Below are 21,261 nucleotides of genomic sequence, written 5' to 3'. Positions count from 1 at the left end.
TATACAACCAATATTGTGAAAAGTCTAGACATGGCACGCCACGGCAACTTCACCAGGCCGATCGGTCACCCAATCCGCTCCACCCCAGCGATGTTTCGCCTGCCGCGACGCAGTACCAACCATCGGCCGTGCAGGAAGTCCGAGCTCTGCGGCGCCCATTCGTCACTGTCAATGCGAATGTTATTGACTGACACTCCGCCTTCGCTGATCGTTCGTCTAGCCGCGCCCTTGCTGTTGACCAAGCCGCTCGCCACCAACATGTCGACAATCCCGTCGGGACTGCCGGGTTGGAGCTCGGCGATCGTGGTTTCGCGCAACGCCGCCCCCAGGGTCGCTTCGTCGAGGCGATTCAGCTCGCCTTGACCGAACAACGCCCGGCTGGCCTGCTCAACAGCATCGGCAGCCGCCTCACCATGCACCAACACGGTCAGTTCAGTCGCGAGCCGACGTTGGGCGGCGCGTTTCTGCGGGTGCGCTGAGGTTGCCTGTTCCAACTCAGCTAACTCATCGGCCGGCAGGAAGGTCATCCACTGCAGGTATCGGATCACGTCAGCGTCCGCGGTGTTGAGGAAATACTGATACCAGGCGTACGGGCTGGTCATCTGCGGATCCAGCCACAAGCTGCCGCCGCCGGTGGACTTGCCGAACTTGCTGCCATCTGCGGAAGTCACCAATGGAAGCGTGAGTGCGTGCACTGTCGCCCCGAGCTTCTGACGCACGAGCCGGACGCCAGCGATGATGTTGCCCCACTGGTCTGAACCACCGATTTGCAGGGTGCACCCGTGGCGCTTGTGCAGTTGAACGTAATCGTTGGCCTGAAGCAGCATGTAGCTGAACTCGGTGAAAGAGATCCCCTCGCCGTCTAGACGTCGTCGGATTGTGTCGCGATCGAGCATGACATTGACCGAAAAGTACTTGCCGACATCGCGCAGGAATTCAATTGTCGACATGGCGCGCGTCCAATCGACGTTGTTCTCGATAATCGCGCCGGTCGGCGAATCGTCGAAATCGACGAACCGTTCCAGCTGGTCGCGAATCCGCTGAGTCCACTCGGCGACGATGTCTGCTTCGTTGAGACTGCGCTCACCACTGTCACGCGGGTCGCCGATCATTCCGGTGGCGCCGCCCGCGAGCGCGATGGGACGGTGCCCCGCGCGTTGGAAGCGCCGTAGCGCCAACAGCGGCACCAAGTGTCCAGCGTGCAGGCTCGGCGCCGTCGGGTCGAAACCGGCATATACAGTCATCGGCCCGCGCCGTACTTCGGCGCTCAGCGCATCGAGATCGGTGGACTGCGCGATCAAGCCACGCCAACCCAGCTCATCGAGAATCATGACCCCGAGTCTTCCAGGGCGATTCCGACTAGTCGCTGCCGCCTGGCGCCCGCGCCCGAGGGCTGCGCCTATAGGCCGAGACCTCCGGCTGGCCCGCAAGCCACAACCGCCACGGCCGGTCGGCGGCCTGACTGACCCCGACGCGCGGACCCGACACGGCATCTCGGGTTGCCGAGAGGCGCAGCGTCACCTCACTATCGGGATCGAATACATCAGTCCCATTGTCGGCCATCGTAATTCCCATTGCGGCACAGAGGTTTCCCGGACCGCGAGCCAATGCCGCGATACGGGCCAGCTCCCCGCGTCGGGCTCGTGCGATATCAACGCCGTCCACTACGGCACACGCGCGAAGCAGTACGGCCGCAGCTGTGCCATCGGGTCCGCATGCAACGTTGGCGCAGACATGTATCCCGTGGCTGCGGTAGGTGTATAGGCGCCCGGCAGGCCCAAACATTACGGCGTTGCGAGCGGTGCGGCCGCGATAGGAATGTGCGGCAGCGTCCGGCCAGGGGCCATCGGGAACCCCTCCATACGCCTCCACCTCGACCACAATGGCACGCACGCCCCGCACGGCGATGGTCGAGCCAAGCAGGCGATGCGCGGCCGTGACAGGATCCACCGCCAGCTGGTCAGCGCTCATCCGACAAATTCTGCCCGGCTGTTGACAACCGCCACCGCGCGGGCCAATATTCATCACATGATGAAATCATCAGGTGATGAATTTTTTTCGAACCGGGATGAGCCGGCGGTCAGCATTGAGAACCTGCGGGTGATTCGGGGCAAACGTACGGCTTTGCACGACTTCTCGGTGCAAATCGCTCGCGGAACCATCACTGGCCTACTTGGCCCGTCCGGCTGCGGCAAGACCACGCTGATCCGCTCCATCGTTGGGACTCAGATCGTGGCGTCGGGCACCGTCACCGTGCTCGGCCATCCCGCCGGGTCCGCGGCGTTGCGCCGCCGAATCGGGTACCTACCGCAACAGCCGACTATCTACAACGACTTGCGGATCCTGGACAACGTCCGGTATTTCGCGTCGCTCTACGGTTTCGACGCACACGCGGCAGAACAAGCCATTGACGCTGTGGGGCTGTTAGATCATCGCACCAACTACTGCGGCAACCTCTCAGGTGGCCAGCGCACCAGGGTTTCACTGGCGTGCGCCCTGGTTTGTCGGCCCGACTTACTCGTCCTTGACGAGCCCACGGTGGGCCTCGATCCAGTCTTGCGGGTGGATCTCTGGGAACAGTTCACCCACCTGGCACGCACGGGGACCACGTTGCTGGTATCTAGCCATGTGATGGACGAGGCAGACCATTGCGGTGATCTGTTGCTGATGCGCGAAGGCCGCTTGGTCGCCTGCACCACTCCGATCCGACTCAGGGAGGACACCAAATGCACGTCGCTAGAGGAAGCGTTCCTATCAATCATCCAACGCCGCACCGAGCGCCAAGCGGGCTAGGCCTCAAGGGCTACACCGCGACAACCGCACGGATCCTTCGCCAGCTTGCTGCCGATCACCGCAGCATCGCGATGATCCTGGCTGTCCCTATCCTGGTCATAACGCTCATGTATTTCATGTTCGAAAACGCCCCCCACCGCCCGGGCACTCCGACGCCGTTCAACAACGCCTGTCTGATACTGCTAGGCATTTTTCCGCTGTTCGTGATGTTCATCATCACGTCAATAACGATGCAGCGCGAACGTGCCTCGGGAACCTTAGAGCGGATCCTCACCACACCGCTGCGCCGGCTAGACCTGCTGATCGCATACGGCACGGCATTCTCGATAGCGGCTATGACGCAGGCTGTTCTGGCAACGATCGTGTCATTTTGGTTCCTGGGCTTCGACACTGCGGGCAGTCCCGTGTGGGTGTTTGTGATCGCAGTTGTCAATGCGATCCTCGGTGTCGGTCTGGGCTTGTTATGCAGTGCATTTGCCCGCACCGAATTCCAAGCCGTGCAGTTCATCCCGCTAATCATGGTGCCCCAGCTGCTTTTGGCTGGCATTATCGCGCCACGATCGCAAATGCCCATCTGGCTTGAGTGGATCAGCAACGTGATGCCAGCCAGCTACGCACTCGAAGCCTTGCAGCAAGTGGGTAGGTATCCGGAACTGACGTATATCACCGTGCGCGACATCGTGATCGTTCTGATGTTCGCGATCGCGTCACTATGCTTGGCCGCGGCCACGTTGCGGCGACGGACACCGTAGCGGTGGCGGCCAACAGTGCCCGGCGCAAACGGCCCGGGCGGCCGACGGGGAATTCCGGCACCCGGGAGCGCATTCTGGCTAGCGCCCGAGAGTTGTTTGCGCACAACGGTATTGACCGAACATCCGTACGCGCTGTGGCGGCCGCGGCCGAGGTGGACGCGGCCCTGGTCCATCACTACTTCGGCACCAAGGAGCAGCTGTTCGCCGCGGCGATCCATATTCCGATCGATCCGATGAACATCATTCTTCCGGTCCGAGAAACCCCGATTGACGAACTCGGATTCAAACTGCCGTCCATGTTGCTGGCGTTATGGGATTCCGAACTGGGCACCGGCCTGATTGCCACCCTGCGGTCGCTGATTTCGGGCGCCGATGTCAATCTGGCGCGTTCTTTCATTCAGGAGGTGATAACCGTAGAAGTAGGTTCACGCGTTGACACACCCCCTGGCACGGGCAGAATCCGAGCACAATTCGTTGCATCGCAGTTGATGGGTGTGGCTATGGCGCGTTACATCCTGAAGATCGAGCCGTTTGCGTCCCTGTCGGCCGAACAGATCGCCCAGACCATCGCGCCGAACCTGCAGCGCTACCTTACCGGGGGTCTGCCGGAAGAACTCGCGCCATAAGGCGCGCATGCTCGCTGTCGTCGACGGCACGGGCCTCGTCGACCAGCAGGACAGGGATGCCGTCCTCAATGCGGTATGCACACCGAAGCCGCGGGTTATATAGCGTTTGCTCCTGCTCGTCACCAACGTCAGCATCAACAAGCAACAGTGGTTTGCGATCGACCGGGCAAACCAGAATCCTCAGAAGCGATTGATCAACCATTGGCGTCTGCATGCTTGCCGCTCAGCCCGGCGCGTACCGCCGGAGTCAACCGCCGGAACTCCCCTGCGTCCGCGTCGAAATGCCACGCGTGACGTCCTGCCTTGGGAATTCCCGCTTTCCGCAGTGCACCAACAGTTGGACGGTACGTCGCACTCAGCGTCAGCTTGGGAACCACGTGCACAATATCGGGCCCCAACCCGACCGGCAGACCCGCTATCGCCTCCCGCAAATCCGCGGACGTGATGGTGGCTCCCGGCCGTAACGTGACGGCCGCGATCGCAACTTGGTGGTCTCCCACGCTGACCCCGTAGGTCACCGCGAGGTCAACGCCGGTGATCAGCCCCAAAGCATCAGTAATCGGCTCGGCATAGACCAACCCCCGCTGGGTGCGCACCACCGAACCGCGCCTTCCGAGTAGCCAATAGTCCCCATCGTCATCGCGGCGGAACAGGTATTCGGTCGATATCCAGGTGTCGGCCGGAGCGAAGACTCCGCGTTTGACCGATGCGGTCGGATCGATCGGCCCCCTGGACCGAGCGAGCAGCACCCCAACCTCGTTTACCCCAGCAACCTGCACAAAGCCGCGGTCGTTCTCCAAGATCAGATCGCGATCGGCGTCATAGACGCCCAGTTCGACGTGCCCGGCACCTGGCAGCGGACGACCTTTGCTGCCGATCTTTGCGCCGGCTACGTTGGCCAGCACCGCTTGTCCATCTGTAGTAGCGAAAAACTCGACAACGTGGGCGGGCGCGAACGCGTCCACCACCCGCTCCCATAGCCCGGTCGGCATGCCAGAGCCAATAAACAACCGCACCGGGTGATTTCCTCCGTGCAGAACAAAATCCGGGTCATCGACAACCTCGCGCAACATCGCCCAGGTATAGGAGACGACCGTGACACCGTACTGGCGTACCTCGGCGACGAAACGGTCCGGGCGAAGACCACGAGACAAGGCGATCCGGGTACCACCGACGACCGCACCGCCCAGGCTGACAAGCAAGCCCGATTCGTGATGTAGCGGCGTCAAGCAGTACACCGTGTCTCGGCGGTCAAGTGCAGCCGTCGAAGCGGTTCCGAATGCCGAAACCGCCCAGCGATAGTTGGTTATCTGCTTGGCCACTAACTGCCCGTTATCCGCGCTGAAAGCGATAAACGCTAGATCCCGTGCTAACCCCGGGTTGGGGCGGTACCACGCGGGCAGCACGACGGCGTCCGGATCAATCTTTTCCATATCGATCACCTCAGCGTCGTCGGGCAGGTGCAGATCCCGCGACTCACCACCACCCAAGACGAGAACCTGGCCAGGCAATTGGCGCGCAGCTTCGAGGTTCGTCGGGTCGGTAACGATCTCGGTCACCGCCCCGAGTTGCACGGCCGCAGGCAGATCTGCGTCGCGCCGCAACAACACTGCAACCGCACCTAGCCGAGACAATGCCGCGATCGCGACCAGAGCACTCGGCCGGGTCTCCATGAGCACACCCACGTGGTCGCCCTGGCGCACTCCGACTTCGATCAGGCCCCGAACCACGTTGTTGATCCGACGGTCAACGGCCTCGTAGGTGTGAACACGCCCGTCGAACAACAAGAATTCGCCCTGCGGGGCGTCGTGCGCCTGTTCGCTGATGATCCTGCCCAGCGAGATCCGGGTGTGATCGTTGAGCTGCCCGAGTCGCGCCAACCGCGGCAGCGTCCGGACAGTCTCTACGGCGATCGTTCGCACCGACCTATTGGCCGTCACGACCGCGTCCGCGGCGCCGCGGGCAAGCGCGAGCGCGGCTTCGGAGACCTCACCTATGCCGTGCGCGACCCGGGAACTGAGGGCGACCCCGCTGTCGGTGTGTTCAGCCGGCTGATCGACCATCAGATCGATGTTCGACGGTTTGGCGCCATCCCCGGAGATCCAGCGCACCCATTCGGCGACGGTCGGCCAGCTCTGCTGAGCTGCCTTAGATCCCACGACCAGGCCGAAATGACCTGCCCGTAACAGGCACTCGTAGACTTCGGAGTTTGGCGCCGCGCGCCGGATGCCACGTACTGACGGCGGCTGCCCAATATCGTCTACCTCGCCAACGAACGCCAGAATCGGACACGTGATATCAGTGAGCGTAACCATCTGCCCATTGATAGCGAAACCACCGGTCATCATGCGGTTATGGGTGATGAATTGCTTCAGCAGTTCTGAGATGGCCGGGCCCGACCAAGCGATCCACCCTTCAGATTCGAGGAATCGGCGCTGCTGTTCACGCGGCAGCAAAGCCTCACGATCGTGTAGCTGCCGGACGAAATCGACCCGGGCTTTGGCGGTCTTGAGCGGATCTATCATCTGGAAACCAGTGCGCGCCAACCAGCCAGGAATATCCAATCGGTTGAATACGTGGTCGGCCATAAAATTGGCGGCTCCGGCGGCAAAGTTCGCCGGAATGCCCATCGGCAGAGCCGCTAGGGCGTCCACGGGAGAACCGAACGCCACGACGCTGGCGAGACTCTTTGACCGTCGATACGCCGCAGCCTGGTAGCAGAACATCCCGCCCTGCGAATAGCCGACGATATGCACGTTGTCGCCAGTGGCGTTTTTTACTGTGTCGATGGCGTGGCTGAGCGCAACGATGTGGTCTGCCAAATTGCGACGCATGCCGCCTTCAATCTCGTCGGGTGATCCGAAATCAATCACCCACGGGTCTAGCCCACACGCATGCAGAATCGCGACGGCGCCGTCTTCCCGGCTAACGTCCCACATGTCTGCCGACATCATCATTGGATGCACCATCAGCACTGGCGGACCCACCGGTGGCTGGCCTGGCCGGTTGTCGGGTGGAAAGTACCGTCGGAGCTTGTACATTGGCACGCTCTCGACGATCTGAGACGGTGACGGAACGCTGTCTGTCTCCAGGCCCCCCAGTCGGAGGACTTCTAAACCGTTCTGGGCCGTGGCCACCAGACGCTCGACCGGTCGTCTGACCATCGAAATATTGAGATCCACCGCTGCTCCCTGAGTCGGACTTGACAGCCTGGTCATCATGGCACATCAGCGTGCGGTACGACTTGACCACGCCGTTTGCCCGCGATTTTCCCGTAACCGTTGGTAGGAACGTAGCTGATCTGCCATCGGCGCCGACGCGGATTCCTACACCATCCAATGCCGCGGAAACGCGTGACCACATACGCGCAACGCGCGCGCGTAGCGCAGCACAGAGCTATCTCACGGTGCGAATTCTGGCCACAGGGGTGTGGCGATTTCAACCACGGCGACCGTACCCGCGTCGCGGTGAGGCTGCCTGCGCCGCCTGTTTCGATGCCGTAGCCAGTGATAGACACCAGACGAGATAGGGATCGGCGGAGGAATGCACGGAGACTTACCGCTTTTGGCCTTGATTCATGCGTCACCGCAAAACCAGAAATGCCATACGTCGTAGTTGTCCGACAGGCTGGGGTCGTGATATCGATATATGTGAACGTCCCATGACGCTGGTGGTTTGGTTGCCCGGTATGTGAAATGGCGCCGGTCATGGAAGCTTTTGTCGTTACCACGAGAGCCAACGTCGACTCTTCGCGCATCCACGTGTTGTTAGCACGGTAAATGCAGAGGGTAGTGGAGTATATGGACTATGCGTTCTTGCCTCCGGAGATCAACTCTGCGCGAATGTACAGCGGTCCGGGGCCGGGTTCTTTTCTGACTGCTGCGGGAAACTGGGATTCGTTGGCTGCGGAGTTGGCTTCGGTGGCCGATAGCTATAGTTCGTCGATTTCGACGTTGGCCAGTATTTCGTGGCGTGGTCCGGCGGCGGCGGCGATGCTGGCGAAGTCGTTGCCTTTTGTGGATTGGTTGTATGCGACTGCCGCGCAGACTAAGCAGACCGCGGGCAAGGCCAGAGCTGCGGCGGCGGCCTTTGAGCGCGCGTACACGATGACGGTGCCTCCGGCGTTGGTCGTGGGCAATCGTGCGACGTTGAAAGCGTTGATCGCGTCGAATTTTTTTGGCCAGAACACCCCGGCGATCGCGGCCACCGAGACCGCCTATACCGAGATGTGGGCCCAAGATGCGGCTGCGATGTATGACTATGCCGGCGCCTCGGCGGTGGCCGCGGCGTTGACGCCGTTTGCCGAGCCTCCTGAGACGGCCAATGCTGGTGCCGAGGCTGGCCAGGCCGCCGCGGTTGAGTCGGGGGCAAGCGCGCAGGCCGCACAGTCGGCGACGGCGCAGCTGCTTGCCAAAGTTCCCGAAGCGCTGTCGGATTTCCAGTTGCCGAATTTCTCCTTTCAGGACGGGCACCTTCCCCAGGACCTTCTCGACATCATCGCCGCACTCGATTCGGAGAGCACGGTTTTGGGTACGCCGATCTCGGCTGCTACCGCGTTGGTGGGCACCATTCAGGGTTCTGCTCCGGCGGCCGCCGTTGATGCGGTGGGGTCGGGGATCGCTGCGGGGCTCGCTCCGGCGCTAGCGACAACGATTGAGACGCCGAGTGTGGGTGGGGTGGTGTTGGCTGGGTGGCAACAGGCGAATTCGATCGGTCAATTATCGGTGCCGCCGAGTTGGGCGGCGCCGGCTAGCGGTCCGGTTAATGCGTTGTCGGGCAGTGGCTTAACCACGCTTTCCGGTGGTGATCCGATCGAGGCAGGCACACCAGGAATACCCGGCATGCCCGCGGTGGCCACCCGAGGCGCCAACGGCGTCGTGCCCCGATACGGAACCCGACTCACCGTCATGTCGCGCCCACCGGCGGCCGGGTAACACCCCACCAACACCTCAACCCGCACCATCTCGCCTACTTCCAAGGGAGCCCAAAGCGAGGCCGTCGAAATGTGGGTGAGCTATCGCAATCGCTCAGAAAGCCCGCCAGTTCGCGGCCCGAAACGTGCCCACCAGCTATTCGGGTCCCCAACCCGCGCCGCTCAGAGCCCGGACGCTCCTGCGCGGTGAAATGGCCCCACCGCGACAGCGGCTGGCTGAAGCGCCGGCTCGAATATCTAGCAGTGAGACATCGGCTGCGGCGGGTAACGCGACTGCCCGAACAAAAACGCAGGAAAACCACGCCTCCCGGCTAATAGTTGCGAAAAATACAAGAAATCGCAGGAGGGAAAAAAGTTCGAAACAAGAAATAATCGCAACGATACGTCTGGCGTTCTTCCTGAATGCCGCACGGCGCCTGCCAAGATTTTTGAGAAAATCGCGCAAGGCAGTAGAAGTTGCAGCTATTTCACAGCTAGATTGCTGTTGCTTTCTTCCGTGATCATGCAGCATTTGGTGCATCGGTGAACCCTCGATAGTGTGGAGCGAACACGGTGTTATTGGAGCCGGAGCTGGGCGTGCGTTGCAACTGCGCGAAGAAGTTCAACCACGGCGCGGCATGTACCGTAGACGCGGGTTGGTTCGTTGAGATTCATCCCGTCGACTGGTGCGATCGCGCCGGGTTAAATGAAAACGGAAATGTCGCCGGATTTCTGTGCTACGACCATCTGAAATTGTATGAGCACAGGGCAATCGATAAAGCTAGCAGCGTCAACCCAACTGGCTACTCTCGGCTCTGGCGTTCCAGCAGACCCTACTGCCAGACGTGCCGACGGTCGATACGAACCGGAGCCGACATCCTCCAGATCGCGATAACCCTGCCTCTACCCTACCTACAACACCACCAGCTACCGAACTAGCGTCCTCGGCCATAGGTACGGTCGAGGATGCAGCTATCCACGGCCGTCGCATCAATGCGGGCCGGGTAGGTTTAGGCCGGTGGCACACCTGCTCGGAGCCGAGGCCCTGCACCTGGCGTATCCGACTCAGGTGGTATTTGAATCCGTCACCCTCGGCGTCAATGAAGGTGCGCGCATCGGAATCGTTGGGCGAAACGGGGACGGAAAGTCGAGCCTGCTCGCACTACTCACCGGTTCGCAGCAGCCGGACTCGGGCCGCGTTACCAAGCGCAGTAACTTGCAGGTAGCGGCGCTAAGCCAGACCGATACCCTCAACTCGGACTGCACCGTCGGCTGGACCCTCGTCGGCGACCAACCTGAGCATCAGTGGGCCCGTGACCCGCGCATCCGTGACGTGGTTAGTGGGCTGGTCGCCGATATCGCCTGGGAAACAACCGTTGCCGCGCTTAGCGGAGGTCAGCGAAGACGGGTGCAGCTAGCCAGGCTGCTCATCGGGGATTGGGACGTAATCGCCCTCGACGAGCCCACCAACCACCTCGATATTGAAGGCATAACGTGGCTGGCCGGCCATCTGCAACAGCGGTGGGCACGCAACGCAGGCGGGCTGCTGTTGGTCACACATGACCGCTGGTTTCTCGACGAAGTCGCCACCACCACTTGGGAGGTGCACGACGGGATCGTCGAGCCGTTCGAAGGCGGCTACGCGGCATATGTTCTGCAGCGTGTCGAGCGGGACCGGCAGGCCGCCGCAGCAGAGGCCAAGCGGCAGAACCTGATGCGAAAAGAACTCGCCTGGTTGCGGCGCGGCGCACCGGCGCGGACCTCGAAGCCGAAGTTCCGGATCGAGGCTGCCAACCAACTGATCGCCGATGTTCCACCGTTGCGCAACACCGTGGAACTGGCCAAACTAGCGACCGCGCGGCTCGGCAAAAATGTCATCGATCTGCTCGACGTCTCGGTCTCGCGAGGTGGGCGCCCGGTGCTACGCAATATCGAATGGCGGATCGGGCCCGGGGAACGCACCGGAATCGTCGGTGCGAACGGCGCTGGCAAGTCGACACTTTTGGGGCTCATCGCGGGTAGCGTCCGCCCCTACTCGGGGCGCGTCAAGCGCGGCAAGACGGTCCGTTTGGCGGTGCTCGATCAACAAGGCGATGCCCTGGCTACGCTCTCCGCTGACCGGATCGCCGATGTCGTGGGAGCCCTGCGCGGCGGCTATCAGGTCGAAGGCCGTGAGGTGACGCCAGCACAGCTGTTGGAACGGCTAGGTTTCGCGCGCGAACAGCTGTCCGCGCGAGTCGGCGAGCTTTCCGGCGGTCAGCGGCGGCGGCTGCAACTAATGCTCACCTTGTTATCCGAGCCCAACGTGCTGCTCCTCGACGAGCCCACCAACGACGTGGACACCGATATGCTCACCGCTACCGAAGACCTGCTCGACTGCTGGCCGGGCACGCTAATCGTCGTCTCGCACGACCGATACCTGCTTGAGCGTGTCACCGATCAGCAGTACGCGATTCTTGACGGCCGATTGCGGCATCTGCCCGGCGGCATCGACGAATACCTACAGCTGGCTTCCACTGCCGTGAGCGAAGCTGTCTCGCAGCGTTCTACAACACATCCCGACAACTCGAATGCAATGTCCGGCGCGCAGCGACGTGCCGCCGAGAAGGAGTTAGCTGGAATCGACCGCCAGCTGGCGCGTCTCGCCGACCGGATCTCGGCTGCGCACAACGACCTGGCTGAACACGACCAGTCCGACCACATAGGTATCAACCAGCTGACCCAAGCGTTGCGTAACCTCGAAAACGAGGTCGCAACCATGGAAGGGCGCTGGCTTCAGCTGTCGGAAATACTTGAATAATGCGCGAATACCGGTGTCCAACGGAGCCCCGGGGGCAGCGGTCAGAGTTCGAGCGAAAAATGGTGCGCCGATATTTGCAGGCGGTTCCGCATGTACAACCGATGAGCCGGCGAGCGATCGCTTCCGACTCCCGAGTCCAGATGGACTGCTTCACAGTTACGGCGCTGAGCTTCGGCGATCACCCACTGCATCAGCGCATCGGCATGTCCGTGACCACGAGCAACCGCGACTGTACTCAAGTCGTCGATATACAAGTAGTGGCCCCACGCTGTCGACCAGAGCTCCCGGAAACCAACAACGGACACTGCTGAGTCCCGACCGCAGTTAAACGACCCAACTAGCCGATACCCAAAAGGGCGCAGATCAGTATCGACGAAGTCGACGATCGCATCAGCGGTCTTCCAGCGAGGCCTCAGCACAAGCAAAGCCTCGGCAACCCGCGAGGTCTGTCCCTGGAAGATCTCGCACACCTCGATCATGGTTCGAAAGCACACCACGCGAGACAAGAACCGGTCAACCGCATTTCCATAGCAAAAAGACCACGATGCACGATGCCAGTCGGCGGTGTTGCCCGGCCGAGGATCGAGGCGAGCAGGCCTCGCGCCGACCACAACGAACTCACTGCTATTCAATTCCCCGACAATCGATCAACAACCCACCAACCCCACGCCGCATAGCGACTGAACCACCGAACGGGCCGCCCACAGTCGCCCAAAGGCGTATTGCCAGCGCAGTAGAGTCCGAAGTCTCGCCCACCGGGAACATCTCGGCACAGACCGTGGCGCTCCTCAGCGCCGCAGCTGCCGCCGCAGCGTTTCGACAGCGTCATCAACGGCTTTCAGTTGCCCAGCAACTTGCTGTGGCGCAGTACCACCTCGGCGATCGCGAGACGACACTGAACCTTCGATTGTCAGAACATCGCGCACTTGGGGGGTCAGCTCAGGGCTTATCGCGGCAAGCTCGTCGTCGGTCAAGTCCTGAAGCTCGACACCGCGCTCTTCGGCGACACGCACCGCGGCACCGGCGGCCTCGTGCGCCGATCGAAACGGAATACCCTGTCGCACAAGCCACTCAGCAACATCGGTGGCCAGTGTGTAGCCAGCCGGAGCGAGCGCGGCCATCCGCTCGACATTGAAGGTCAAGCTACCTACCAGCCCTGCCATCGCCGGTAACAGCAGCTCCAGCTGGGCCACCGAATCGAACACTGGTTCCTTGTCTTCTTGCAGATCGCGGTTGTAGGCCAACGGCTGAGCTTTCAGCGTCGCCAACAACCCGGCTACGTTCCCGATCAGCCGTCCAGACTTCCCGCGAGCCAGCTCAGCAATGTCGGGATTCTTCTTTTGCGGCATGATCGAGCTGCCGGTAGACCACGAGTCGTGCAAGCTGACGTAGCCGAACTCCGTCGAACTCCAAATGATGATGTCCTCAGCAAGCCGCGACAAGTCGACGGCAATCATCGCGAACACGAACGCCGCCTCGGCCGCGAAATCCCGGGCGGCTGTCGCGTCCACAGAATTATCGGCAGCAGCGGAGAACCCCAGATCCGCGGCGATCGCGTCCGGGTCCAAACCCAGCGACGAGCCGGCCAGGGCTCCCGAGCCGTACGGGGACACCGAGGCACGCTTGTCCAAGTCGCGAATCCGGTCGACGTCGCGCAGCAACGGATGAGCGTGCGCAAGCAGATGGTGAGCCAGCAGAATCGGCTGGGCGGACTGCAGGTGAGTCTTGCCGGGCATGATGGCCGTCGGATGCGTTCGCGCCTGAGACGACAGCGCGGCCGCCACATCGAGCACAGCCATCGCCACCCGTCGTGCTGCGTCACGCAGCCACATCCGGAACAGAGTGGCCACCTGGTCGTTTCGCGATCGGCCGGCCCTCAAGCGACCACCTAATTCGGGCCCGACCCGGTCGATGAGTCCGCGCTCCAGCGCGGCGTGTACGTCCTCGTCGGTAGCCAGCGGTCTAAAGCAGCCGTCAGCGACGTCTTGGGCAAGCCTGCCCAATCCGGCCAACAAACCATCACGCTGGTCTTCGGTAAGCAGCCCGGCCCGGAACAGCACCATTGCGTGTGCCCGGGACGCGGTGATGTCGTAGGGCGCTAGCAGCCAGTCGAAGTGTGTGGACTTGCTCAACGCTGCGAGCGCGTCGGACGGGCCACCGGCGAACCGGCCACCCCACAACGCCCCCTGGTTGGTGCCCTCCGCCTCTCCGAAAGATGTCACCGCAAGTCCCGGCGGGCAGCGAGCTTCGACGACAACCCGTGCACGTAGACAAATCCGCGCGAAGCAGATTGGTCGAAGCTGTCGCCTTCGTCGTAGGTGGCCAAGTTGAAGTCGTACAGAGACTCCGCACTCCGGCGGCCGTTGACCGCAATATGTCCGCCATGCAAAACCAGTCGAACCTCACCGGATACGTGTTCCTGGGTTTTGGCCACGAAACTCTCTAGGGCGGTTTTCAGCGGCGAGTACCACAGCCCGTCGTACACCAACTCGGCCCAGCGCTGGTCGGTCTGCCGCTTGAATCGACCTAACTCGCGCTCTAGTGTGACGTGTTCGAGTTCGGTGTGAGCGGTGATGAGCACCATCGCGCCCGGCGCTTCGTAGATTTCCCGACTCTTGATTCCGACCAACCGATCTTCGACAACATCAAGACGACCGACCCCCTGCGCACCCGCCCGGCGGTTGAGCTCCTCGATGGCCTGCAGCATGGACACCGGGTTGCCGTCGATGGACACCGGCACACCTTGTTCGAACCCGACGATCACCTCGTCGGGGGTGTTCCAGTTGACGGTGGGATCTTCGGTGTAGGCGTAGATGTCCTTGGTCGGCGCATTCCACAGATGCTCCAGAAAGCCGGTCTCCACCGCTCGCCCCCAAACGTTCTGGTCAATCGAGAACGGCGACCGTTTCGTGACATTGATCGGGATCGCGTTCTCTTCGGCGAACGCAATGGCTTTTTCACGCGTCCACGCATAGTCACGGACCGGCGCCAGCACCTCTAGATCGGGGGCCAGCGAAGCAAATCCGACTTCGAACCGAACCTGGTCGTTGCCTTTTCCGGTGCAGCCGTGCGCAACGATGCTGCCGCCGTGCTGACGTGCGGCGGCCACCAGATGCTTGGCGATCAACGGTCGGCTGATCGCAGATACGAGCGGGTAGCGGTCCATATACAACGCGTTGTTCAGGATGGTGGGTAGGCAATAACTGTCGGCGAACTCGTCGCGCGCATCGACGACCACAGCTTCCACGGCACCGCAATCCAGGGCCCGCTGCCTGACGACCTCCATATCTTCGCCGCCCTGCCCGAGATCAATAGCCACCGCGACAACCTCGCGCCCAGTCTCTTTACCTATCCAGCTGATCGCCACCGAGGTGTCCAAACCGCCGGAGTACGCCAGGATCACGCGTTCTGACATGAACCAACTCCTTACTGAATGTTCTCAAATATTCGGGCTAGTTCTGCGCCCGTTGTAGGCTCGCGGGCAACCACGAGGATGGTGTCGTCACCTGCGATCGTTCCGACCACCTGCGGCAGGGCCGCACGATCGATTGCGCTGGCCAGATAGTGTGCCGCGCCCGGTGGCGTGCGCAACACCGCGAGATTGCCGCTGGCGTCAGCCGATACCAGCAACTCACCGAGCAGACGCGACATCCGGTCGGTACCGCCAGATACCCCGCGGACAGGGCTGCCGTCCTCGGGCACCACATACACCCCGATGCCGCCGTCCGCACCGCGAAGTTTCACAGCGCCCAGCTCCTCAAGATCCCGAGACAACGTTGCCTGGGTCACCTCAATACCTTCAACGGCCAGCAATGCCGCCAACTCGCTTTGGCTGCGGACTTCCTCCGACGACAGGATCGCCACGATGCGGGCCTGGCGACCCGCTCGGTTTGCGCTGACCTCGGGCACCGCCTTCGACGCGTCGCGACTCATCGAGACCGCTCCAGTAACCAAACAAGCAACGCCTTTTGCGCGTGCAACCGGTTCTCAGCCTCATCCCATACCGCGCTGGCCGGCCCGTCCATCACCTCGTCAGTGATCTCGTACCCGCGATGAGCCGGAAGACAATGCAGGACGATCGCGCCCGGATTCGCTAACCCGACAAGCCGCCCATTGAGCTGGTATCGCTGGAACGGGCCAACCCGGTCTAGCCCGTCGTCCTCTTGACCCATCGACGTCCAGGTGTCAGTCACCAGCACATCGGCGCCCGCGGCGGCTGCGTCCGCATCGGCGGTGACAGTCACCGAGCTTCCAGTCAGCTGGGAACGTTGCTCAGCCGCCGCCACCACCATAGGGTCGGGTGCGAATCCATCGGGAGCGGCGACGATTACGTGCATGCCGGCAGTGGCGCCGCCAAGCATCAGCGAGTGGGCCATGTTGTTGGCACCGTCACCGAAGTAGGCGAGCCTCAAGCCCGCTAAGGATCCTTTGCGTTCGGCCACTGTCTGCAGATCAGCTAGCACCTGGCAGGGATGGAACTGGTCGGAGAGGGCGTTGACTACTGGTACTGCCGCGGTAGCGGCCATGGCTTCCAACCGGTCTTGGCCAAAAGTGCGCCAGACAATGGCATCGACGTAGCGGGACAAGACTTTTGCGGTGTCCTGCAGAGTTTCTTCCCGGCCCAGTTGTGTGCTTCGCCCGTCTACGACGATCGCGTGCCCGCCCAGGTGCGCGACGCCCATCTCGAACGAGAACCGGGTGCGTGTGGAGTTCTTGTCGAAGATGATCGCGACGCCGCGGGGCCCCTCTAAAGGACGCCGGCTCATCGGGGCCTTCTTCAGTTCGGCGGCCAGCCCAAGAACTTCGGCCTGTTCTGCTGGCGACAAGTCGTCGTCACGCAGGAAATGCCTCGTCATATTCGCGTCTCCGCTGCGTCGAGAATGCTCGGTAGAGCAGCGATGAAGCTATTCAGCTGAAGTTCGGTGATGATGAGCGGCGGCGCCAGCCTGATCACGTTCGGGGCAGCCGTGTTTACCAGATAACCGGCGTCGCGGGCGGCCACTTCCACATCCTTGGCCTGCGGGGCGGTCAGCACGATCCCGCATAGCAATCCGCGGCCACGAGCATGATCAATCAGCGGGTGGCCAAGCGATTCGATTCGGCTGCGGAGCGACTTTCCCAAAACGCCGGCTCGGCGGACCAGATCGTCAGCCGCGAGTACCCGTAGCACCGCGAGTGCCGCCGCTGCACAGACCGGATTGCCACCAAAGGTGCTGCCGTGCAGCCCGGCAGTCAGCAACTCCGCGGCCGGCCCAACTGCCAGGCACGCCCCGATCGGCAGCCCACCACCGAGTCCTTTTGCCAGAGTTACCACGTCGGGGGTGATGCCAGCGTGCTGGTGAGCGAAGAACGCTCCGGTCCGGCCGATTCCGGTTTGCACCTCATCCAACACCAGCAGGGCGCCGTGTCGCGTCGCGATTTCACGGGCCGCCACGAGGTATCCCTCAGGCGGGACTACGACACCACTCTCCCCCATGATCGGTTCTAGGAACACTGCGGCGGTGTCATCATCGACTGCAGCAGCCAGCGCATCAGCTTCGCCGTACTGGACGTGCGTCACGGTGCCGGGCAGCGGCGCAAACGGCGCCTGCTTTGCTGGCTGGCCGGTGAGCGCCAGCGAACCCATTGTGCGGCCATGAAACGCGTCTTGGGCGGCAACGATTTTCGTGCGGCCGGTAAGTCGGGACAGCTTGAACGCCAGTTCGTTGGCCTCGGTCCCGGAATTGCAGAAGAACACCCGGGCTTGGGCTTCCGCCGCTAGCTGGGCCACCAACTCTTCGGCCAGGGCGATACCCGGTTCAGTGGCATACAGATTCGACGTGTGGCCCAGCGTTGAGATCTGCTGCGTGACCGCATCAATGACGGCCGGATGACGGTGCCCGAGAATGTTGACCGCGATACCGCCGAGCAGATCGACATAGACCTTGCCGTCCACGTCGGTGACCACGGCACCATCCCCGCTGGCCAACGCTATTGGTGGGGTGCCGTAGTTGTTCATCATCACGGCTTCCCACCGTTGCCGCATAGCTGCCGAGTTGGTTGTCGGGTGCGTCATGCAGATACCACCTTGGTCCCGGTGCCCTCGTCGGTGAACAACTCGGCCAACACGCAGTGCTCAACGCGGCCATCAATGACATGTGCGCTCGGGACGCCGGCGCTGACGGCCCGCAGACATGCTTCGACTTTGGGGATCATGCCCGACTCCAGCGTCGGGAGAAGGTCCGCCAATGCGGCGGTACTGATTTCGCTGACCAGCGAATCCCGGTCCGGCCACCGGGTGTACAAGCCTTCGACATCAGTAAGCATCAACAGCTTTTCGGCCCCCAACGCTTCGGCCAGCGCCGCCGCGGCGGTGTCGGCGTTGATATTGTGCACTGCGCCGTCGGCGTCGGGCGCCAGCGTCGAAACCACCGGGATCCGTCTCGCCGCAATCAAATCGAGCACCGCGTCGGTGTTGACCTGGTCGACGTCGCCGACCAGGCCGATGTCGGTTGCCACACCGTCGACAGTGACGCTGCGCCGCACAGCGGTGAACAGTTGCGCGTCCTCGCCGGTGATACCCACGGCGTAGGGCCCATGAGCGTTGATCAGGTTGACCAGCTCACGACCCACCTGCCCGAACAACACCATTCGCACAACATCGAGAACCTCGGGTGTGGTGACGCGGAAGCCACCCTTGAAATCGCCTTCGATGCCGAAGCGGCGAAGCATAGCGGTGATCTGTGGTCCACCGCCGTGCACGACGATCGGATGGATACCGCAGTTACGCAAGAACGCCATGTCCGCGGCGAACGCGCGGCGCAACCTTTCATCGGTCATCGCGTTGCCGCCGTATTTGACCACAACAACCTTCGCATGCAACTGCTTCAACCAGGGTAGAGCGCCCGCCAGCACTTGCGCCTTGACGTCAGTAGTTAGGACATCGAGGCTCATATCCGCCGCTCCTCCTCATCGCTTCGCTCTGCATCGTCGCCGCCGCAGCCCATCGGCGTCGCTCCTCCTCATCGCTTCGCTCTGCATCGTCGCCGCCGCAGCTCATGAACTGTAGGCCGAATTCTCTTCGACATAACCGTGCGACAAATCAGTAGTGCGGATCACAGCCATGCTGTCGCCGACGCCAAGATCAACAGTGACATCGATATCGCGGTCCGACAGGTCCACTTCGCGCGCTCCCGGTGCGCCGACGCCGTCGTCATAGACCGTAGAACCATTGAAGGAAACCGTTATTCGGCTCGGATCTAAAAACACTGGCGCCATTCCGACGGCCGCAAGCACCCGGCCCCAATTGGGGTCGGAGCCGAACAGCGCAGTCTTAACCAGGCTGTCGCGGGCAATCACCCGGGCCGCGACGAGTGCTTCATCTTCGGTGGTGGCACCGCTAACCGTCACGGCGACGCGCTTTGTGGCGCCCTCGGCATCGGTTTGCAGCTGATTGCACAGGTCGTCGCAGACCCGCATCAGAGCGTCGTCGAGTTCATCCTGAGAGGGCGTGATCTCGCTGGCCCCCGACGCGAGCAACAGCACAGTGTCGTTGGTGGAGCAACTGCCGTCGACGTCGAGGCGATCAAAAGTATGGGCGGCGGCGCGATGCAACGCCTGCTCGAGTGCTGCCGGTTCGGTCCGCACGTCAGTGGTGAGCACACACAGCATGGTGGCCAATGACGGCGACAGCATGCCCGCACCTTTGGCCATCCCGCCGACAGTCCACTTGTTCTGATGATGTAGCGCAACCTGTTTAGGCACGGTGTCAGTGGTCATGATGGCATCGGCCGCGTCGTCGCCACCGGCCAACCCGCCGTGCATCTCATGCACGACGTCAGCGACGCCGGCGAGCACTTTGTCCATTGGTAGCCGGTCGCCAATCAGGCCGGTGGAGCACACAGCAACCTCGATAGCTCCGGTTTCTGTTCCCCAATCCGACAAAGCTGCGGCCACTGCCTCTGCGGTGGCGTGGGTGTCAGCAAATCCCGCCGGCCCGGTGCAGGCGTTCGCGCCACCGGAATTGAGGATCACGGCACGCAATCGTCCGGTGGTTAGCACTTGTTGAGTCCACTGCACTGGGGCAGCTTTGATCTGATTGCGGGTAAACACTCCGGCGGCCGAATAGTCGGGACCTTCGCTGAAGACTAGGGCGAGATCTCGCTTGCCTGACGGTTTGATGCCAGCCGCGATGCCAGCGGCCCGGAAGCCCGCCGGGGCTGTGACACCTTGCGCGCGCACCAGGCGTGTGTGCCCAGCCCGGCTCACGGCGCCACCCCGACCACCGAAAGCCCTTGGGTCTCCGGCCAACCCATCGCTAGGTTCATCGACTGTACCGCCGCACCACCTGTGCCCTTGACCAGGTTGTCAATCGCCACGATGGCCACGAACGTCTCAGCGTCCTCATCGACTGCCACCGCGATGTGTGCCGCGTTGCTACCGAGCACAGCGCCGGTTCGCGGTAGCCGCCCTTCAGGCATTAGATGAACAAAAGGCTCTGCCTCATAAGCCTTTTCATAGACCGACCGCAGCTGTGATGCTGGTGCGCTGGTGCGGGCAGTGCACGTGGCCAGGATGCCGCGCGAAGTTGGAATGAGCACCGGGGTGAACGACACGGTGACATTCCGGGCAGTAACCGTACGTAGGCCCTGCGCAATCTCGGGAGTATGCCGGTGGGCGCCAGCGATACTATAGGCCCGCGCCGACCCGATGACCTCGGAACCGAGCAGGTCGGCTTTAGCCGCGCGGCCAGCACCGGAGGTGCCGCTGACCGCGACCACGGTGACCGCCGGTTCGATGAGATCCGCACCCATCGCGGGTAGCAGCGCGAGCAGAGCCGCCGTCGGATAGCAACCCGGAACCGCGACGCGCCGCGCAGCGCGCAGCCCCTCGCGCGCACCCGGCAATTCCGGCAGCCCGTACGGCCAGCTGCCAGCGTGAGCCGACCCGTAGAACCGCTCCCATGCGGCGGCATCGGTTAATCGGAAGTCCGCACCACAGTCGATAATCAGAGTCTCCGGATTGAGTTGGTCGGCCAGCGCAGCCGAATGTCCGTGCGGCAAGGCCATAAAAACTACGTCATGACCTTCGAGCACAGACAGCTCAGTTGACTCGACGATTCGCGAAGCCAATGGAACCAGGTGCGGATGATGCTCTCCGAGTGCACTTCCGGCACTCGCCGCCGCAGTGAGTGCGCCGATCGTCAGCTTTCCGCTGATGTACGACGGGTGCCCGAGCAGCAGCCGAAGTATTTCACCGCCCGCGTAGCCACTGGCACCGGCGACCGCCACTCTCGTCATCTCGACAGTTTTGCATGGTTATGCACCAGTTCGCAAACTCATTACATCCGGGGAACGCTCGGCGGCTGCGCGGTGGAACATCGAGCTATCGGCCAGGTCG

Annotated in this window: 18 protein-coding genes; 5 read left to right on the top strand and 13 right to left on the bottom strand. The window is 62.3% G+C overall.

The features are described from left to right. Window positions 1-65 precede the first annotated feature (65 nt). On the bottom strand, window positions 66-1,331 hold the full coding sequence (gene tyrS, locus ACO07W_RS19755; RefSeq protein ID WP_421845335.1) for a tyrosine--tRNA ligase: 1,266 nt from the start codon (window positions 1,329-1,331) through the stop codon (window positions 66-68). 28 nt (window positions 1,332-1,359) lie between these two features. Further along, window positions 1,360-1,971 (bottom strand): DNA-3-methyladenine glycosylase, encoded by a 612-nt coding sequence (locus ACO07W_RS19750; RefSeq protein WP_421845334.1) that lies wholly within the window; start codon window positions 1,969-1,971, stop codon window positions 1,360-1,362. A 57-nt stretch (window positions 1,972-2,028) separates the two neighbouring features. Between ACO07W_RS19750 and ACO07W_RS19745 the strand changes: the two genes are divergently transcribed. Genes ACO07W_RS19745 through ACO07W_RS19735 form a run of 3 tightly spaced genes read left to right on the top strand, consistent with a single transcriptional unit; the run spans window position 2,029 to window position 4,171 of the window. Further along, the gene (locus tag ACO07W_RS19745) at window positions 2,029-2,793 is read left to right on the top strand and encodes an ABC transporter ATP-binding protein (protein WP_421845333.1); all 765 of its coding nucleotides are present in this window, start codon (window positions 2,029-2,031) and stop codon (window positions 2,791-2,793) included. Beyond that, entirely contained in the window at window positions 2,727-3,545 is an 819-nt protein-coding gene (locus tag ACO07W_RS19740; RefSeq protein ID WP_421845332.1) for an ABC transporter permease, read from the top strand. The genes ACO07W_RS19745 and ACO07W_RS19740 overlap by 67 nt, the downstream gene beginning before the upstream one ends. 2 nt (window positions 3,546-3,547) lie before the next feature. Then, window positions 3,548-4,171, top strand: coding sequence for a TetR/AcrR family transcriptional regulator (locus ACO07W_RS19735; protein WP_421845331.1), 624 nt, complete (start codon window positions 3,548-3,550; stop codon window positions 4,169-4,171). Here ACO07W_RS19735 and ACO07W_RS19730 read toward each other — a convergent pair. Both ACO07W_RS19730 and ACO07W_RS19725 read right to left on the bottom strand, forming a co-directional pair. Then, entirely contained in the window at window positions 4,137-4,373 is a 237-nt protein-coding gene (locus tag ACO07W_RS19730) for a Trm112 family protein (RefSeq protein ID WP_421845330.1), read from the bottom strand. The two genes, ACO07W_RS19735 and ACO07W_RS19730, sit on opposite strands and share 35 nt — an antisense overlap. After that, complete coding sequence (locus ACO07W_RS19725; RefSeq protein WP_421845329.1) at window positions 4,366-7,389, bottom strand: acyl-CoA synthetase; 3,024 nt, start codon at window positions 7,387-7,389, stop codon at window positions 4,366-4,368. The genes ACO07W_RS19730 and ACO07W_RS19725 overlap by 8 nt, the downstream gene beginning before the upstream one ends. A gap of 582 nt (window positions 7,390-7,971) precedes the next feature. Here ACO07W_RS19725 and ACO07W_RS19720 point away from each other — a divergent pair. Together ACO07W_RS19720 and ACO07W_RS19715 are read left to right on the top strand one after the other, a co-directional pair. Beyond that, window positions 7,972-9,105, top strand: a complete 1,134-nt coding sequence (locus tag ACO07W_RS19720; RefSeq protein WP_421846126.1) for a PPE family protein — start codon at window positions 7,972-7,974, stop codon at window positions 9,103-9,105. A gap of 996 nt (window positions 9,106-10,101) precedes the next feature. Beyond that, window positions 10,102-11,883, top strand: coding sequence for an ABC-F family ATP-binding cassette domain-containing protein (locus ACO07W_RS19715; protein WP_421845328.1), 1,782 nt, complete (start codon window positions 10,102-10,104; stop codon window positions 11,881-11,883). A gap of 41 nt (window positions 11,884-11,924) precedes the next feature. Here the strand turns inward: ACO07W_RS19715 and ACO07W_RS19710 are convergent, their stop codons facing one another. From ACO07W_RS19710 to argC, 9 genes are all read right to left on the bottom strand, one after another. Beyond that, the gene (locus ACO07W_RS19710; RefSeq protein WP_421846125.1) at window positions 11,925-12,362 is read right to left on the bottom strand and encodes a GNAT family N-acetyltransferase; all 438 of its coding nucleotides are present in this window, start codon (window positions 12,360-12,362) and stop codon (window positions 11,925-11,927) included. Window positions 12,363-12,671: 309 nt separating this feature from the next. Beyond that, complete coding sequence (argH, locus tag ACO07W_RS19705) at window positions 12,672-14,105, bottom strand: argininosuccinate lyase (protein WP_421845327.1); 1,434 nt, start codon at window positions 14,103-14,105, stop codon at window positions 12,672-12,674. Then, window positions 14,102-15,298, bottom strand: coding sequence for an argininosuccinate synthase (locus ACO07W_RS19700; RefSeq protein ID WP_421845326.1), 1,197 nt, complete (start codon window positions 15,296-15,298; stop codon window positions 14,102-14,104). The genes argH and ACO07W_RS19700 overlap by 4 nt, the downstream gene beginning before the upstream one ends. Before the next feature lie 11 nt (window positions 15,299-15,309). Next, on the bottom strand, window positions 15,310-15,816 hold the full coding sequence (locus ACO07W_RS19695) for an arginine repressor (protein WP_421845325.1): 507 nt from the start codon (window positions 15,814-15,816) through the stop codon (window positions 15,310-15,312). Continuing rightward, window positions 15,813-16,739 carry an ornithine carbamoyltransferase gene (gene argF / locus ACO07W_RS19690; protein ID WP_421845324.1) on the bottom strand — a complete coding sequence of 309 codons (927 nt, stop codon included), beginning with the start codon at window positions 16,737-16,739 and terminating at the stop codon, window positions 15,813-15,815. The genes ACO07W_RS19695 and argF overlap by 4 nt, the downstream gene beginning before the upstream one ends. Next, window positions 16,736-17,938 (bottom strand): acetylornithine transaminase, encoded by a 1,203-nt coding sequence (locus tag ACO07W_RS19685; RefSeq protein ID WP_421845323.1) that lies wholly within the window; start codon window positions 17,936-17,938, stop codon window positions 16,736-16,738. Before ACO07W_RS19685 ends, argF begins: the two co-directional genes overlap by 4 nt. Continuing rightward, window positions 17,935-18,816 carry an acetylglutamate kinase gene (gene argB, locus ACO07W_RS19680; protein ID WP_421845322.1) on the bottom strand — a complete coding sequence of 294 codons (882 nt, stop codon included), beginning with the start codon at window positions 18,814-18,816 and terminating at the stop codon, window positions 17,935-17,937. Before argB ends, ACO07W_RS19685 begins: the two co-directional genes overlap by 4 nt. 102 nt (window positions 18,817-18,918) lie before the next feature. After that, window positions 18,919-20,130: a bifunctional glutamate N-acetyltransferase/amino-acid acetyltransferase ArgJ gene (argJ, locus tag ACO07W_RS19675; RefSeq protein WP_421845321.1), complete on the bottom strand. Its 1,212-nt coding sequence runs from the start codon at window positions 20,128-20,130 to the stop codon at window positions 18,919-18,921. Beyond that, complete coding sequence (gene argC, locus ACO07W_RS19670) at window positions 20,127-21,161, bottom strand: N-acetyl-gamma-glutamyl-phosphate reductase (protein WP_421845320.1); 1,035 nt, start codon at window positions 21,159-21,161, stop codon at window positions 20,127-20,129. Before argC ends, argJ begins: the two co-directional genes overlap by 4 nt. Between the last annotated feature and the right edge of the window lie 100 nt (window positions 21,162-21,261).

The organism is Mycobacterium sp. (assembly GCF_965230835.1).
In the GTDB taxonomy this organism is placed as follows: Bacteria; Actinomycetota; Actinomycetes; order Mycobacteriales; family Mycobacteriaceae; genus Mycobacterium.
Note: the sequence above shows the minus strand (reverse complement) of the source record. Positions and strands in the feature narration are given on the sequence as shown.

What these genes read in the sequence shown, in the direction of transcription:
- argB (WP_421845322.1), bottom strand. Translation starts at nt 18,816, where the DNA reads ATGAGCCTCGATGTCCTAACTACTGACGTCAAGGCGCAAGTGCTGGCG.
- tyrS (WP_421845335.1), bottom strand. Translation starts at nt 1,331, where the DNA reads ATGATTCTCGATGAGCTGGGTTGGCGTGGCTTGATCGCGCAGTCCACC.
- ACO07W_RS19710 (WP_421846125.1), bottom strand. Translation starts at nt 12,362, where the DNA reads ATGATCGAGGTGTGCGAGATCTTCCAGGGACAGACCTCGCGGGTTGCC.
- ACO07W_RS19720 (WP_421846126.1), top strand. Translation starts at nt 7,972, where the DNA reads ATGGACTATGCGTTCTTGCCTCCGGAGATCAACTCTGCGCGAATGTAC.
- ACO07W_RS19700 (WP_421845326.1), bottom strand. Translation starts at nt 15,298, where the DNA reads ATGTCAGAACGCGTGATCCTGGCGTACTCCGGCGGTTTGGACACCTCG.
- argC (WP_421845320.1), bottom strand. Translation starts at nt 21,161, where the DNA reads ATGACGAGAGTGGCGGTCGCCGGTGCCAGTGGCTACGCGGGCGGTGAA.
- ACO07W_RS19695 (WP_421845325.1), bottom strand. Translation starts at nt 15,816, where the DNA reads ATGAGTCGCGACGCGTCGAAGGCGGTGCCCGAGGTCAGCGCAAACCGA.
- ACO07W_RS19750 (WP_421845334.1), bottom strand. Translation starts at nt 1,971, where the DNA reads ATGAGCGCTGACCAGCTGGCGGTGGATCCTGTCACGGCCGCGCATCGC.
- ACO07W_RS19740 (WP_421845332.1), top strand. Translation starts at nt 2,727, where the DNA reads ATGCACGTCGCTAGAGGAAGCGTTCCTATCAATCATCCAACGCCGCAC.
- ACO07W_RS19725 (WP_421845329.1), bottom strand. Translation starts at nt 7,389, where the DNA reads ATGACCAGGCTGTCAAGTCCGACTCAGGGAGCAGCGGTGGATCTCAAT.
- ACO07W_RS19685 (WP_421845323.1), bottom strand. Translation starts at nt 17,938, where the DNA reads ATGACGCACCCGACAACCAACTCGGCAGCTATGCGGCAACGGTGGGAA.
- argF (WP_421845324.1), bottom strand. Translation starts at nt 16,739, where the DNA reads ATGACGAGGCATTTCCTGCGTGACGACGACTTGTCGCCAGCAGAACAG.
- ACO07W_RS19730 (WP_421845330.1), bottom strand. Translation starts at nt 4,373, where the DNA reads ATGGTTGATCAATCGCTTCTGAGGATTCTGGTTTGCCCGGTCGATCGC.
- ACO07W_RS19745 (WP_421845333.1), top strand. Translation starts at nt 2,029, where the DNA reads ATGATGAAATCATCAGGTGATGAATTTTTTTCGAACCGGGATGAGCCG.